General features: G+C 43.7%; 11 protein-coding genes, 1 tRNA gene and 1 CRISPR repeat array. Of the genes, 8 read left to right on the top strand and 4 right to left on the bottom strand.

What is annotated here, in order from left to right; translation table 11 throughout:
• The first annotated feature begins 165 nt into the window (after positions 1 to 165).
• From ACO0K1_RS04510 to ACO0K1_RS04495, 4 genes are all read left to right on the top strand, one after another.
• A complete protein-coding gene (locus ACO0K1_RS04510) occupies positions 166 to 1,356 on the top strand; it encodes an EAL and HDOD domain-containing protein (protein ID WP_423023128.1) in 1,191 nt (396 codons plus the stop codon).
• Positions 1,356 to 3,380 (top strand): putative bifunctional diguanylate cyclase/phosphodiesterase, encoded by a 2,025-nt coding sequence (locus ACO0K1_RS04505; protein WP_423023126.1) that lies wholly within the window; start codon positions 1,356 to 1,358, stop codon positions 3,378 to 3,380. The genes ACO0K1_RS04510 and ACO0K1_RS04505 overlap by 1 nt, the downstream gene beginning before the upstream one ends.
• A 53-nt stretch (positions 3,381 to 3,433) precedes the next feature.
• Positions 3,434 to 3,523: transfer RNA gene (locus tag ACO0K1_RS04500), tRNA-Ser, on the top strand.
• Positions 3,524 to 3,712: 189 nt separating this feature from the next.
• Positions 3,713 to 4,057 (top strand): tyrosine-type recombinase/integrase, encoded by a 345-nt coding sequence (locus ACO0K1_RS04495; protein WP_423023124.1) that lies wholly within the window; start codon positions 3,713 to 3,715, stop codon positions 4,055 to 4,057.
• A gap of 248 nt (positions 4,058 to 4,305) precedes the next feature.
• Positions 4,306 to 4,736: a CRISPR direct-repeat array (repeat unit 36 nt; unit sequence GTTCCGGCTAGAGCACATATCCCAATCTGTTAGAAT).
• 69 nt (positions 4,737 to 4,805) lie between these two features.
• Here ACO0K1_RS04495 and cas2 read toward each other — a convergent pair.
• The 4 genes from cas2 to ACO0K1_RS04475 form a co-directional block, all read right to left on the bottom strand.
• On the bottom strand, positions 4,806 to 5,111 hold the full coding sequence (cas2, locus tag ACO0K1_RS04490; RefSeq protein WP_423023354.1) for a CRISPR-associated endonuclease Cas2: 306 nt from the start codon (positions 5,109 to 5,111) through the stop codon (positions 4,806 to 4,808).
• A 23-nt stretch (positions 5,112 to 5,134) separates the two neighbouring features.
• The gene (cas1, locus tag ACO0K1_RS04485) at positions 5,135 to 6,070 is read right to left on the bottom strand and encodes a type II CRISPR-associated endonuclease Cas1 (RefSeq protein WP_423023122.1); all 936 of its coding nucleotides are present in this window, start codon (positions 6,068 to 6,070) and stop codon (positions 5,135 to 5,137) included.
• Positions 6,071 to 6,079: 9 nt separating this feature from the next.
• Positions 6,080 to 9,127 (bottom strand): type II CRISPR RNA-guided endonuclease Cas9, encoded by a 3,048-nt coding sequence (gene cas9, locus ACO0K1_RS04480; RefSeq protein WP_423023352.1) that lies wholly within the window; start codon positions 9,125 to 9,127, stop codon positions 6,080 to 6,082.
• A 308-nt stretch (positions 9,128 to 9,435) separates the two neighbouring features.
• Positions 9,436 to 10,008: a hypothetical protein gene (locus tag ACO0K1_RS04475; RefSeq protein ID WP_423023120.1), complete on the bottom strand. Its 573-nt coding sequence runs from the start codon at positions 10,006 to 10,008 to the stop codon at positions 9,436 to 9,438.
• A 334-nt stretch (positions 10,009 to 10,342) separates the two neighbouring features.
• Here ACO0K1_RS04475 and ACO0K1_RS04470 point away from each other — a divergent pair, with 334 nt between their 5' ends.
• The 4 genes from ACO0K1_RS04470 to ACO0K1_RS04455 all read left to right on the top strand — a co-directional run bounded on the left by ACO0K1_RS04470 (position 10,343) and on the right by ACO0K1_RS04455 (position 15,041).
• A complete protein-coding gene (locus tag ACO0K1_RS04470; RefSeq protein WP_423023118.1) occupies positions 10,343 to 11,092 on the top strand; it encodes a phosphoribosyltransferase in 750 nt (249 codons plus the stop codon).
• 899 nt (positions 11,093 to 11,991) lie between these two features.
• The gene (locus ACO0K1_RS04465) at positions 11,992 to 12,399 is read left to right on the top strand and encodes a hypothetical protein (protein ID WP_423023116.1); all 408 of its coding nucleotides are present in this window, start codon (positions 11,992 to 11,994) and stop codon (positions 12,397 to 12,399) included.
• Positions 12,400 to 13,925: 1,526 nt separating this feature from the next.
• Positions 13,926 to 14,207, top strand: a complete 282-nt coding sequence (locus ACO0K1_RS04460) for an EAL domain-containing protein (protein WP_423023114.1) — start codon at positions 13,926 to 13,928, stop codon at positions 14,205 to 14,207.
• Between the two features lie 81 nt (positions 14,208 to 14,288).
• On the top strand, positions 14,289 to 15,041 hold the full coding sequence (locus ACO0K1_RS04455; RefSeq protein ID WP_423023112.1) for a substrate-binding periplasmic protein: 753 nt from the start codon (positions 14,289 to 14,291) through the stop codon (positions 15,039 to 15,041).
• Positions 15,042 to 15,221: the final 180 nt, after the last annotated feature.

The following is a 15,221-nucleotide window of genomic DNA, read 5'->3' as shown; positions in this document are numbered from 1 at the left end:
GAAATGCTTTTTTCTTACTAAAAGGTGTACAGTTAAATTAATTGAAATTTTGTTCGTCGGAAACTATTGATTGGAATTGAATCGAAAATTTCAGGCTGGCTCAGTATAACAATAATGTAAAAACGTCATCTTGATGTCAATTGTAATAGATAACATAAATAATTTATGATTCGAGATTTTGGGGTTCCAACTTTTATACCCGTCATGAATGTATTGCAAAAATTAACAGCAATACATCCCGATTTTGGAAGCACGCCAACCATTGACGTCGTTGCTGCTTTGCAGTCTTGGAATGAAAAAGAATTTTTTGACGAATTGGGCTCGGTGGTCTGGCTTGTTTCATTTGCCGACATACAGGAAATTCCTGCGGATATTCATACACGATTACCCTCCAATAAAATATTCCTTTGCATTCCCGAGTCAGTATGTGCCGACAAGGCAAATCAAACAAAACTCAAACACTTTGCAAGCAATGGTTTTCGTATCGTTACGGATCAATTCGCTTCGTCGTTAGAATTAGCGTGGAGTGAAACCAAATATTTCGCATTGGATGCCAGTGCAGGTATACCATTCTTTGCCAAATCGTGGACATCACGTTTAGGTACGGCGCCACAATGGGCTAAAAATATCGCAACACGTGCTTTGCTCGACCAAGCTTTGCAAGCAGGATTTAAGTTGTTGTCTGGTGAATATGCATTCAACCCTCCGATTAATAACAAGGCTGCAGATAGCACAGCCCGTACGCGCTTGTTAAAGCTGCTGGGATTGGTTTCGCGGGATGCTGACTCTTGTGAATTGGAAGAACTATTCAAGCAAGATCCGAGCTTGTCGTTCATGCTTTTCAAACTTGTCAGCTCGGCCGCTTTTGCGCAAACAGTCAGGGTATCGAGTTTTGGCCAGGCGATTAACTTGTTAGGTCGCAGGCAACTGCAACGCTGGCTGCAATTGTTGTTATATGCTCGTCCTCAAGAAGTTGCTGGTGCATTAAATCCATTAATGGCACGCGCTGCATTTCGCGCAAGTATGATGGAAGCTATTTGCAAAAAAAATGGCGGTAGCAAAGATGAGCAGGATGCTGCCTTTATGGTAGGCATGTTCTCATTGCTGGATAAGCTTTTTGGCAGTGATTTAAACGATGTGCTCAATCCATTGAGTTTGCAAGAAGATGTCCTTTCCGCGCTTCTACAGCGTACAGGCAAGCTGGGTAATGCATTGCGTTTGGTTGAACTTGCAGATCGGCCTCGAACTGCCGATATCGACAAAGCTCTGGCAGCGACTGAAGTTACTGCTGAGATATTCGAAGATTGCCTGCTCCAGGCCTACGTTTGGGTAAACCTGGTCTGCCGGGAAGCTTAATGATGCATACTGTTTCTGCATTGAGCGATTTTGATATCGGTGTGTCGCTTAGTGAGGCTATTTTAAGCTTTGACGGGGAAGAACTCGATGTCGAAATTAATCGCATAATCAGAAACTTTTTTAAGGATTCAAATCTTAGCTATCAGCGCTCACAGCTGCCAGGTATGCCAAGTGACGATGAATTGCTATGTCCTGTATCCGCCGAGACGTTTTATGTGCTTTCTGGTAAAAATGGTCGCTATTCTGCGTCTGATTTACAGCAATTAAATTATCTGGCCAGCATGACGGCGAGGCTCTTTAAGCTTCGCAATGATGTCGATCAACGACATGCAATGAGTTTGCGTGAACATATGCTGCACACTCAAATTATCGATCAGATTCACGAGTCGGTGGTGATCATGGATCTTGCTGGTTTTATTTTGAGTTGGAATCGCGGTGCAGAAAAAATGTTTGGCTACACTTCGGAAGAAGTACTGGGCAAGAATATTCTATTTTTGTATGAAGACGAGGACGCTTCAGGTGCAGACGATAGTGATATTCTCGACGCTTTTCTTTGCAATGGTGCCAATGAAATGGAAGTTCGTCGCCGAAAAAAAAATGGCGAGGTATTTTGGGCAAGTTTGACGCTGTCGACGATCGCAGGGGTGGATACACAACCAGTCGGGATTGTTGGATATTTAAGCGATATTACGCACCGCAAAGAAGCCGAAAAAAAAATCAATCAATTAGCTTATTTTGACACACTCACAAATCTGCCAAATCGCAGTTTGTTTATCCAGTTAGTTGATAAAGCTTTGCAATTAGCTCAACGAAAACAAACCAGCGCAGCGTTATTGTTTATCGATCTTAATCGTTTTAAACCGATTAATGACATGTTAGGGCATAGAGTAGGCGATGCTTTATTGGCGAAGGTAGCACAACGGCTGGCATCGGTATTGCGTGACCAGGATATTATCGCCCGGCTTGGTAGCGACGAATTTGCCGTGACACTGCCTGAAATGGCGAATCACTCTGATGCAAGCATGGTTGCGCAAAAAATTCTTGATAGTCTGGAAACGATGTTTAGTGTCGAAGGGCACGAACTTCGCGTCTCCGCGAGTATCGGTATTAGTGTTTTCCCGGCTGACGGCGCCGATGCGGATGCTTTATTGCAAGTCGCTGATATTGCTATGTTTCAAGCGAAGAAGACCGGCCATACTTTGTCTGGTAATTATGCGTTCTACGATCAGGCCATTAACGTCCATATTGCAGAAAAACTATTTTTTGAATCTGCAATTCGAAAAGCATTGAAAAACGAAGAATTTTTTCTGTACTATCAACCAAAAATTGATGTCCATTCAAATCGACTCATCAGCGTCGAAGCGTTGCTCCGTTGGAATCATCCGGAGCGGGGTTTTATCCCACCGGCAGAATTTATTGGTGTCGCGGAAGAATCCGGCTTAATTCAGGAACTCGATAGTTGGGTCTTGCACGCAGCATGTCAACAAGCAAAATTATGGCAGGAACAAGGTTTGCCTACATTTAAAGTGGCGGTCAATTTGTCAGCACGTGATTTTACTGAATCGCTACCGAAGCAAATCGAACATGTACTTAAGAAATACCAGATTTCGCCCGATTGGTTAGAGCTGGAAATCACTGAAAGCATGTTGATGCAAAATGTTGAATGCGTGATCTCTATTATGAATAGAATCGTCGCACTCGATGTCAGCCTCGCACTGGATGACTTTGGAACAGGTTTTTCCAGCTTGTCGTATCTCAAACGATTCCCGATTTCATCGTTAAAAATTGACCGCTCGTTCGTGCAGGGTATCCCGGTTGATGCCAATGATTGCGCGATCGCCAGCGCCATCATCATGATGGCCCGCCAATTAAATCTGAATGTCGTAGCAGAAGGTGTTGAGACCCACGAGCAGCTGAACTTCCTAAAAAATGCTGGTTGCGATGAAATCCAAGGCTACTTGTTTTCTCGTCCTGTGGATGCAACAGCGATTCCAAAGCTGTTAAATACACCATTTTTACTCTGAATTGCACCTCGACACTTGTCCACACCACCAAGTCCAGCTATAATAGCAGGCTTGGAAGGTTGGCAGAGCGGTTGAATGCACCAGTCTTGAAAACTGGCGAGGTGTTATAGCCTTCGTGAGTTCGAATCTCACACCTTCCGCCAAGAACATGTTTAAAGTTGTCCAAGTTTGTACAAAGAACCCGCGATTTCTCAGTGAATACGCGGGTTTTTTGTTTCCTAATGCTTTTTAGTGTCCATTGGCATCCAAACTTTTTGTTGGTAATCTTGTTGGACCATTAAATACCAACAAAATAGATACCAACAAAATGCCTAAACTCGCTACACCACTCAATGACATCAAAGTCAAAATGGGTCATCCCTTGGCAGCGTATGAAGATGGGTAAGAAACGTTTGTCCCCGCGCATGGTTGATCATCATCCTTTCTTGCCGCGTCAAGGCTGGGAGCTTCTGCGTGAGTTGCATCAATATACTGGCGGTAGCAAATACCTCTTTCCTAATCGTCGGGATCACGATAAGCCCCTCAGCAATGGAATGATCTTGCAGGCATTAAAACGTATGGGTTACGGCGGCGAAATGACTGGGCACGGCTTCAGGGCACTTGCAAAGGGCACATTGAAAACCCTCGGCTACCCAATCGACCGTATTGAGCGCCAGCTATCCCATGCGTCTGGTTAAGCCTATGGCGGCTCCTATGACCGCGAGGATTTTTTGGATGAACGTAAAAAGATGATGCAGCATTTTGCGGATTATTTGGAGCAGATTGAACGTGGGAGTGTCGTAATAGGAGACTTTACGCGTGCAGCTTGAGTTCACGTTACTTAAAACGTTAAATACTGACTGGTAGGCTGATATATAAAATAGGCTCTAGCTTGAAAGCTAAAGTAGATATAGACTTGCGTTCATTTGATATTGGGACGCACGGAGTTCCGGCTAGAGCACATATCCCAATCTGTTAGAATTGGACCCCGGCGCGTTCCATCAGTGCTTGAGTTCCGGCTAGAGCACATATCCCAATCTGTTAGAATTTCGGAAGCTTTGCCCATGCCAGACATAACGTTCCGGCTAGAGCACATATCCCAATCTGTTAGAATTTCGCTTGCCTTGTTGATTGCCGCGAATGAGTTCCGGCTAGAGCACATATCCCAATCTGTTAGAATCACCACCAGCGGCAGGATATGGGCTACCAGGTTCCGGCTAGAGCACATATCCCAATCTGTTAGAATGCCAGCGAGTTTATTAATTACGCGATGGCTGTTCCGGCTAGAGCACATATCCCAATCTGTTAGAATAAAATTTCCTCAAGGGCAATCGCAAACTCGTTCCGGCTAGAGCACATATCCCAATCTGTTAGAATGCAAATGCAATAAGTCCTTGAATTTCATAGGATTTATTGCATTTTCTCTAGTGAAAAAATATTCCATCATTAAAATAAGTTGAACTGATCTGGTAGTTTTGGCAGACCTTGGTTCACTTTTCCTCGAAAGGTAATGATTCTTTCGTACTGTTTGTCGGTGAATTGAAGGATGTTGACTTTCCCTCCGCCCGGCAAACTACGTTCGACATATTTGCAATACGTGTCGACTTGAGTCTGACTAGAGCAAAATCGCATATACACAGAAAATTGTGCCATTTCAAATCCCATATCGAGCAAGGCATTTCGAAATTGAGTTGCCGCTAAGCGTTCCGCTTTCTCAATAACGGGAAGATCAAACATGACTATCATCCACATAATTCTATATCTCGATAACATAGTTAATCCACCTCATTTTCAACAAGTACGCCTATTTCTGTGGAGATTTTCGGATTTGGGATAAACAGTTTCTTTTCTTCGCCTAAAAATATTCTGGCGAGGGAGGTTGCTAACTTCTGTGTGCATACCATCACAGGACTGATCCCGCTGCTTGTTTGCATATCGTCATACATCGTGTTGACTAGCACCCGTTTTGTTTCTGCATTAATTTCAAATTTTCCTTGAGATGCTAACTGCCAAACTCTGTAATCGATCATCGGGCGGAACGGCTCCATTAGATCATCAACAAGTCGCATAGGATTACCCTCATTGCAGTGATGTAGGCCAATGGTTGGGTGTAGTCCGGCGGCGATAACTGAACGTGCAGTTGTTGCACGTAGTACTGTGTAACCGTAATTGAGTAGCGCGTTAATGCCATCATCATTTTGGTTACGTCGAAATGTAGTTCCGAATAATAAAGTCCAATATCTTCTTGCACCCTGTGCCTCAATGTTATCTGGATCTCCAGATTTAACCTTCTTGACTAGTGCTGAAAGCGGTATGTCGGGTTTACCTAAGGTGGTAAGTACAGCAGACTGCTGCTGAAGTTTCGCTTTAACGATCTCAGCCCAGATTCTCTTAATTGTTGGCTGAGACGCAGCTATTTGAGCGTCGAAGCGCTTAGCCTGAAGGTGATGCCCTCCAATTGGTACTAACATGCCAGCTGTATTGTGATTAGCGCCACATAGCACAAATGGTATCCCACGCTCGGCAAGAGCAACCAGTAGGTTATTTGTATAAGTTATTCCATGTGCGTTTGCAATCACTGCGACGACGTCATCAATGGGAATTCTCCCTAACTCTTGCCGTTCAGTGCCGTGCTGTTGGACAACCATGAAGCCGCGTAGTAGGAAAAGGTGTCTTTTATTGTCTGCAATTTCTACAATGCGGCCTATCATTTAATTACCCTATTTGCTAATTACATAAATTTTTCCGGATGGCGACACAGTGCATAAGCGTCCTTTTGCTTTTTGTAGTGAGCCCGCCATTTTTGAGACATAACCGAATGGATTGTTCTTATCTCTATTGCGAGCATCAACGTTTGCTTCATTTTGATCCGCCATGAATACTTGTCCATTTGTACCAATCGTTGCAATAACCATCGTACGCAAATTTCCATTTACTTCTAAGCGCAAGTAGTCCTTGTTCATTAGCCGCATAATCAAGGGTTTTCCGGTTTGCGTGAATTGCTTATTCCTTAATTTCTTCCAGCCATTTTCCTCTCCGTAGATATTGATAATTTGATATGCATCAAAAGTTGAGACAACTTCGCTATTCCAGCGACCTTTTTCATCAATCCAAATTTCCATACAGTAATTACTACCGCCAAGGTATCCTTTGTATGCTTTGTCTGAGCCGTCCTCATTTAATCCATGGCGGTGTCTTGCATCGGCTGCGCTAAGTTGTATAAGATCCTTCTTACATATTTCCTTGACGTTACTTAAACCATCCTTTGATAATTTACGACGCTGTACTTGTCCATCTTTGCGCAGTCCCCAAGCACTGGCCTCATGCATAGCGCCTTGATATCCGTGCTCTGGTTTCTGACTAACAATGATATTGGTTAGTGCTCGTTCGACGTGCGCACGGAAATTTGGCCATGGTGATTCAATGTCATCGAGTAAGCGTCTGGTTCCAGACTCCCAAGCACGCTGGCTAGCTCTTGAAAACGCATTGAGAGTAGAGCGGTCAGTGATTCCGATAACACAGGCATCAAGCGCGTGGTGGCGATGATCGTCGCGGTTCTTCGTCTCATTGCCAGATAAAAGTTGATTGAGCCCAAACTTGCCTCTTAACATGCCTGTCAACCGTCCAGGTATAGCCCAGACATGCGTATGTGGGCAGATGCAGCTTAGGTATTCTTTAGCAATCCGTGACAGATAGGCAGTATCGTTCAACGCTCGGGGCAAGAAATCTGCTTCTCCTTGTAGCCATTGCTCCATGCCATCTTTGGCAAAGCGTTTCTTTTTACTGGATGGCATGAGCAATGCACGTTGCAGAATTGCATCGTAATCGTATCCATCCTGTTGATTGAGTCCAAAGGCTTCAAACGGCGTCTGATTGCCTTTGGCTCGATTAGCGCGGGTTAATGAAATGGTCTTGTTATTCATGCTGTCATCAAGCGTTCGCTTGAAAGGGAGTATGTGCTCAATTTCCACATCTCCGTTCAATAAGCGCTCTATATTGATCTTTTCTCCTGTATATGGGCAGCGTCGATCAGCAGCATCTTTAGGATTGAGCTCTACCCATAACTGCATTTTTTGAGATAAATCACGTCGTTTTGATTTATCAAGATGATCGGGGTTCAAGCCTAATATATCGCATGCTGTACGGACGTGTTGATCGTTTAAATCTTGTCTTTGCTTTTGTTCGCGCTGAATTTCTAATTTCTTCTCACGACTCATTTTGAGATCGCGGGCAACTTCTACGATTATTTGACGTGGATGTCCATATTGCTTTATTAAGTCATTAACAACGACTCTCAACTGATTTAATCCAATATGCACAGTGGGATTGGCAATCTTGCCATAGCGTTCTTCGTCGTTGCGAGGATTGGGCTTCTCGAACGCAACATGGCGTCGTAAAGGGATGCCGTAGTAGGGGAGTTCAGGCATTATTTCGCCAGTTTGCTGAGAATGTGATAAGGCACTGTGGCTATCAAAACCCGCAACTAAAACTGCCTTGTCGTAAGTAATGACCTCACCTTGCAATGCGGGAACGATACGCTGCAAGGCTTGCAAACTAAGATTGCCATAGCCTTCGGGTAGATTCGTATCTGCAATACGTTCAGCTATTGATTCATCGAGGTTAAAACGATTCTGTAGCCATAAAACAAGGTGCGAAAGACTTGCATCCTCTAATAGCCTAACGACAATTTCATCCTGCACATTTAATGGTAACTTGTGCCAATCATCTCCGAAATGCTCAGGTTTTGATAAATTCAAGCTAGTTAAATTTCCCTTCAATTGGTCGCGCTTAACGTCTTGGAGGTTGAAGCGTGTAGTGCCTGGTAGTTTGAGTGCTTTTAAAATTGCATTGAAAGTTATCGATGCTTTTCTCTCCATTAAATCAGCAATCAGGTTACGCTGTTCAATCGTAAGAGTTTGTTGCTGTAAGTCCGGTAGCTCTATCCGTAGGTTGTTTAACTCCTGCAATATTCTGAAGCGTTGGGTGCTCGGCAAAGCGAGCGGCGCACGAGGAACGTCGGGAATTAATGTGCAGCGTCCAGGGATAACTGGCTTAAGTGGACGTTGATGAAGCAGAATGTCTTTTAGCTCCAATCTCGCCGATTCTGAAAATAATGTCGAGTCAAAGCTTGCTTGCTTTTCCCAGAGAGTATCGAATTCATGTTCGATCATTGCGCGATCAGCATAAAAGTCGTACTGCTTATCTTTCTGCGTCTTTCCATGTAGACGTGCACGCACACTCTCACCTTGATGATGTCTTTTTGCAAGCCATTCGCCCAACGTGCGACATTCTTCTTTCATTAGCTTTTGGCGTAGTTCGCTTATTGCCATTTTTAATGCGCCGCTGTCTGTATCAGCCTTATCCGTCTTTCTATTGCTAAGGAAGCCCCGCCGTTGATTGATATGAAAGTGGGCTCTTGCGAACTCTTCACCCGTTAATTGGTGGTCAAGACCTTTTGCACGAAGTTCATATGGATTGAGGTCGGTTAATGCTCTGCGCTCTTCACTGTCAGCGGGGAAGAAGCCCAGGCGCACCAACGCATCCATCATTCGGACTTTTCTCTTAAGTAGGCGGTCGCGTCGGCGTCTCATTGCTCTCGCATCTCTCCTGGTTACTGCAAGAGACGATCCATCCTTGGGGTTGCGTCCATCTGGGAATATACGAACACCAGCTCTGATGATTACATAGGGGTCGTTTGCTTCATTCAAACGAAGCAGCGCCCATCCAATTGAAGTAGATCCAATGTCGAGAGCTAAGCGATAGGGCATATTAGTGCTCATAATCAACCTGTAATATTTATAATATATTGACTTTACAATAAGTCATGTATATTATTCAAGTCATATCAGATTGGGATATGTGCTCTAGACGCTAACAAGCTGAAAGATGCACCAAATGAAGAGGCCGCTATATGCGGCCTTTTGCTTTGTTGTTGGTCTGAGAGAAAAGTAAAGCGAGACTTCAGAATTCGAATTTGTAAAATGCTCAACTTCTATTCGCCTAAGACTTTAGGATGCCTCGCAAAACATTCTGGGATGGTCATTTTCGTGCACTTGCGCGCATCGGAGGTATGTCTCTATTTAACTGATTGCAAGGTGTCGATTCGTTCATCAGAGAGTTGACGAATTTTCGCTGTAATGATGGTCGAGTCCTCTTCCTTGATTCCGTCTAAAACTTGCTTGGCCTCTTCGAATCTGCCTAGTTGCCGCAGTATTTCTGCTCTCTCAGCAGGATCTTCGATCATGCAGCGATCATGCAAATCTAATAGCGCCAGCAAGTTCTGCTTTGAAAACGCATCAGAAAACAGAGGGGTTTTACGGCACGTAGATCCATCCGAGCGTAAGCGTAGGTGATCGTTTCCGTTTCGCCAAATTTTTCGTCTGACGATCGATTCCTGTCCCGTTGTTAAGGTCACGGAACCGTTCAATATAGTCAACCAATCTCCAATGGTCGGCGTATCGCATTCAACTGCGTTTTCTACATTGTTAGGAATACCAAGCCAATTAGTTTCTATTTCTTTTTTCTGTTCCTTTTTCTTTCTACCTGAAAGCACATCCATCGCATGCGAAAAGCGACTGACTTTTTCTTTTTTTTCAGGTGCGAATTCCAAGACTTTTCGGCATCCTTTTTCCAAAACGGATTGTTGCATAAAGGGCATTGTAGTAGTGGTGATTTGACGTTTTCGTATCCAGCATTTGTCACGCCATCTGTCCATACTCTCAGGTCACTTTCACGAAAACTATATGAGGATAGTTGGCATTGCAGTAAGTGCCAGTTTCATGAGGGGCAGCGGATAACCATTGGTTGTGCGAATCGTGTCATTGCGTAAGCTTCATAGTAGAATTTATTTTTAATATATACTAATTGGCAATTTTACTATTATTAATATCAAATAAGTGCTCAAGAACATGATTTGGTGGGAATATTGATTCCAATTGGCTCCGGTCAGGGGCGATGACAGTCCTTAAATTAATGCAGCCTTTGTGAACAACCATTCCTATTTTCAGCACAAAGAAAGGCCGCTAGTCCTGATCGGTAGCAGGATAGGAGGGCTTGCAAACAATTCGCATTTTCGTGCAGCCAAGACGGGTGACGATCTTGCAGCGGTTTGCCTTATTCAAGAGGTGCTTGAGCAGTCATTCATTGATGAAATTCAGCGCGTAATTGCGGGCATGGATGTCATCATTCAACCTGTCCTTGGGACGGAGGAGGGCTGCGATAATAAAATACCGCTGGCGCTGTCAGTTAAAATCTCAAGCACTCTTGGCGTCGATCAAGGTTTGGAGATAGTTCAATCGACCGTTTCGCAGCGATCTTCCGCCAATGGAATAGACCGACTCTTCACGCGTCCATCGTTCGACGGCGATGTCGAAGCGGGGCGCAACTATTTTATTGTCGATGACACGCTTAGCCAGGGTGGCACGGTTGTTTCTCTCATTAATTTTATCGAGTCACATGGGGCGAATGTCGTCGGCTGTGCCGTTTTGTCCGGCAAACAGTACAGTGCGCAATTATCGCTGAGCATTCATACACTGGAGGCCTTACGTGAAAAATATGGAACCATCGAGTCTGAATTCAAATCCACAACCGGATACGGATTCGACGCTCTTACAGAATCAGAAGCACGGTACATCTCCAAAATCAATTCGCTTGAAGCCTTCAGAGATCGCATCGCTGAGGCTGAGGATGAAGGCCTCAGCGAAGCAAATGAAGGAGATGCTATTCGACCTTAAGCAAATGATCTAGAACCAATAGTTGACTAAAAAATAGCATTCGAGCAGAATCGACCCAGGTTGCACAAAAACGTATGCCATGTGATGCTGCCAATTCGGACAATCGCTGTTTGTCTTCGTCTGGGTGCTATAGGTACAAAGCCGCTGCTCAGCGCCACCAGTAATTGAGAAAATGAATGAACCAACGTGCCCAATAGAGGTGCACCTCTTCGGTGCTTAATCTATAACGCTTATCTTGTATGCAGCGTAGCGCTGATCGAGCAATTTTGGTTTTAAAACCGCGTCTGAAGCCTGTACATTGGGAGTGACGTTTTTCATGGTTATTTAATGCTGTGTTTTTATGCAGTAAATTGCGCAAATGACCGTGTGACAAGCCTCTCCAAGGATTTAATTGGTTGAATTAGGTGGCAACCAGTTGAATTAGGTCGACGGCATCTGTCCGCCTAATTAAAGTTAAATGCTCACGAATGGACTTACATATATCAGTTACGTATTGTTGATGGTCGTCGCTATTTATCAGATTACGGTATCGATTATTATTTGGCGAGCGGAAGAATTTGAGAGAAGTCAGCGTGTATTTCAACTGCTTATTATCTGGTTAATTCCAATATTCGGTGCGTTGGGCTGTCGTCTTTTTTTACGAAGTCAGCGAGGCACAATTCAAGTTGCGAGAAATGAATTCGTAAAACAAGAATCAAACGTTGAGGTTGGATTTGGCGATGTTAAACCATAGAAGTCTAAAGTTGAAACAGACCGCATTTAACATGGCGCTCAACTCGGAAACTGCGCATATTGGCGTTTCAACGTTCGGTATTTTTTCAATCACTTGCTCTTCAGTTTCGGCGCGTTGTGCGCAGTTCCGATCAGCTCAGCGGTAAACATCTTTCGGAGTAAAAAATTTGTCTGTCGAAATGAATAAAGAGAAGTGGCCAAATTCAAGCAAGCGATCATATGCTTATAGTCAATCAACAGATACTCACTACGAGGATTTTGGATATTTTTGCGTGAAGTGTAAATGCCATTGCGTTTTTTCTGCTGAAGATCAGAAAATTGAGTATGAGGAAAATCAGCGATTCATTTGGCACAAAAAAATACTTTGCGCTAACTGTCAGCTTCAGATTGATGCGTTACGCGAAAAGGCTAGGCAGTTTCAAAAGCGTTGGGCGAGGAATAGAAATATTTTAAAAACTGATCGCCAGTTTTTATGTGACTGGCTTGCGATATTGGAAGGCATTCCAACGTACGGAAAGAAGTCGCACATTGATTTGATTGCCACCCTCCGAAAACTATCATATGGCTGTGTTTAACATGACTTTCGAAAATGACGCCCGAATAGGCGCTTTTTTTTTAAATTTACTGATCGGCGCGCGCCTTTCAATTCAACGTAGTCTTATAGATGCTGATATCAATCAACAGTTGCTTACGCAAGATTGGTGTTGCCTGGTTTGGCGTGGCAGTCCTTGCTGCGACCTATTATTTACTTACTGATGGCGAGATGCTGCGTACCGCAGCCCATGGCAGCATGCTAAATACAAACAGGTTGTGGGGATGCAAACGGTAATTTATTAATTCGATACAAGAAACGATTTGATGAAACCGTATTGCATGTAGAGGAAATTCGCCAAAAGCGCATGGGGTCAGTTTCAAAAACTCTATGGAAGACGCTCAATAATGCCGAAATGCGCGACAATTCGCCCGATCAGCTAACGCCCGAAACGACTAAAGGCAATCACTCCACAGAGTAACCTGAGTATAATTCAACTAATTAAGATAGTCTATATTCGGCTGAAGCTTTCCGATAGCGGTGATTTTTACACTATTATGAATTCTGCTTTCCCATTAGGAAAAGAATCTGCGGAGAGAAAATCAGAATGGAAGCTGCTCTGGGGTGGGGGTCCCGTTCCCACCGTTGCGTCCGGCGCTCACCCGTTTGCTGTACTACCGACAAATGCCGGAACGATAGCCACGATGGAATCGAGCCAAAGCAGAAATGAAACTCTACCAGAGAATGGGGATATTGAAAATAAATCCTCTTTGGAGATAGTGATGTTGAGTTGTATGATGCGTTCTCGAGTCTGAGTGACGTTCTAGGTTACGCCATCATACTAATTGATTGACCTAGGTTGTCTGCATATCGGCATTAGCGAGAGCTGCTATCCAGAGTCATGTCGTGACACGATGGGCGACAAACTTAAAGGGGTTGGTAGGCTGGATTGAATAACAGCTGGTTCAGCCATCAGCGTGGTGGACGCCGAAGTAGGTACCTGACCACGTGAAATCCAGCTATGAAATGTGGAATGATTTAATTGATGCTCACAACAATACGCCGCTTGCTATAGCCCTGAGCCTTGCAAGGCAGTGACATGCTGCAACCATAGCATACGGCTGAGGATGGATTGATTCTTGACATGCTTACTCTCCAAAGTGATCAGGCTTGAAGAGTGCATCAAATTAAGAGGGGGTCATAAGTTGGAGCCTTGGACGATTACTTTTAATGATGATGCCGAAATAATTCCTTCATGTATTAATAATTAACCTCCTACCAGCATTACAGGTAAGTTGCAAAAACTGGGTATTGCCTATGGTTGCCAACTGTTAGCAATTAATTTTGCATCCATGTATGCACCCATGAGAAATTAATTTGTTAACGAAATCCTTTATTCATGCGGTTTTTGATGTGTTGTTTGATTCCCACACCTGATATAGACTTGCATTCATTTGATATGAGGGCGCACCGAGTTGCGGCTAGAGCACATATCCCAATCTGTTAGAATCGTAGGGGGTGAACGGTGCGTCGGTGGGTACTGGTTATTCTAATTAAGGAAGTATCAAAGTGATTGCGCCAAATTTTCTTAAAATTGATCGTAGTTTTGTACTTGATATGGAAGACGAGTCATTAAGGTCAACCCTCATTCCGGAAATTATTAGGATTGGGCGGGCGGTCATGGCAAAGATCGTTGCGGAAGGAATTGAAAACGAAAGCCAGCAGATGTTATTGAAAAATATGGGCGTGGAATTTGGCCAAGGATACTTCTTTGCGCAACCTCAATCCATCAAGGATTTTTCATCGTATCTTAATTTACGGCGTACGCCGCAATCGGGATATCAATGCTGATTTGCGTGCAGTGCTATCGCTATTGAATGTAATAAATATCACATATTTTGTCTACGTCGCGAATGTTGTCTGGAGATGGATATGACACAAAATCTATTGGTCATCCTCGTTTGTTATTTTGTGTCTGGTAGTGCTTGGTGCAATACGATTCCAATTTTTGGCGCTGAAGATTATCCGGTAATATGTTTTTTGGAAAATGGTAAGCCGCAAGGGATTTTTCCTCAGATCCTCTCCGGAGTTTCCAAATTTTCAGGCGACACTTATGAATTACAGTTGTTGCCATGGAAGCGCGCACAAGCGTTTGCAGAAGAAGGTAAAGGGGGGATTGCACATTTCTCAAAATCGACAGAACGTGAAGATAAATTTGACTATTCGAATGTGGTCTATGGAGACCGAATTCAGCTAGTTGTACTTAGAGATCATGTTTTTCCTTTCAATGGCTTATCTGACCTCAATGGCAAACAAATTGGTGTAAAGTTCGGCGCATCTTTTGGACAGAATATTGATTCGTATCTGGCATCTAATTTGGTGCATACACAGACCGATCCTGGCGTTATAAGCAGGTTAAGAAAGCTACTTATTAATCGTATTGATGTCGCTATTGTTGAGGGGGCCGATAACGACATTGATAAGCTTATAGGTCAGGATGCAGATTTACAAAAGCATAAAATGCAATTTGTGTTTTTATCCGTACCGCTTGTTGACGACGAACTTTATCTGGCGTTCGCCAAAACGATGAAGCGTAAAAATGTAATAGAGCGCTTTAATCAAGGCTTGGAAAAGTTTATGAAGACAGACCTGTATAAAAAAATACTCTCAGGCCATCCATCTTGATTGCACAGCTTTCTGAGAAGTTGAGATTGCCGGTAATTGAAAGGTTGTAAGACTGTTGCAGAGTCGAAAGTTCTTTTTCCAGGCGTTCTGTTGCAGTTGTGAAGTCAACCAAAGCAAAGTTGCGCTATAGTTTCCTCAAAGATCGTTATATTTTTCCTATGTAGGCAATCAGGAGAGAAG

This window comes from Undibacterium sp. SXout20W, from assembly GCF_049340285.1.
In the GTDB taxonomy this organism is placed as follows: Bacteria; Pseudomonadota; Gammaproteobacteria; order Burkholderiales; family Burkholderiaceae_D; genus Undibacterium.
The sequence above is the reverse complement of the archived record's forward strand: the minus strand, read 5'-3'. Positions and strand labels throughout refer to the sequence as shown.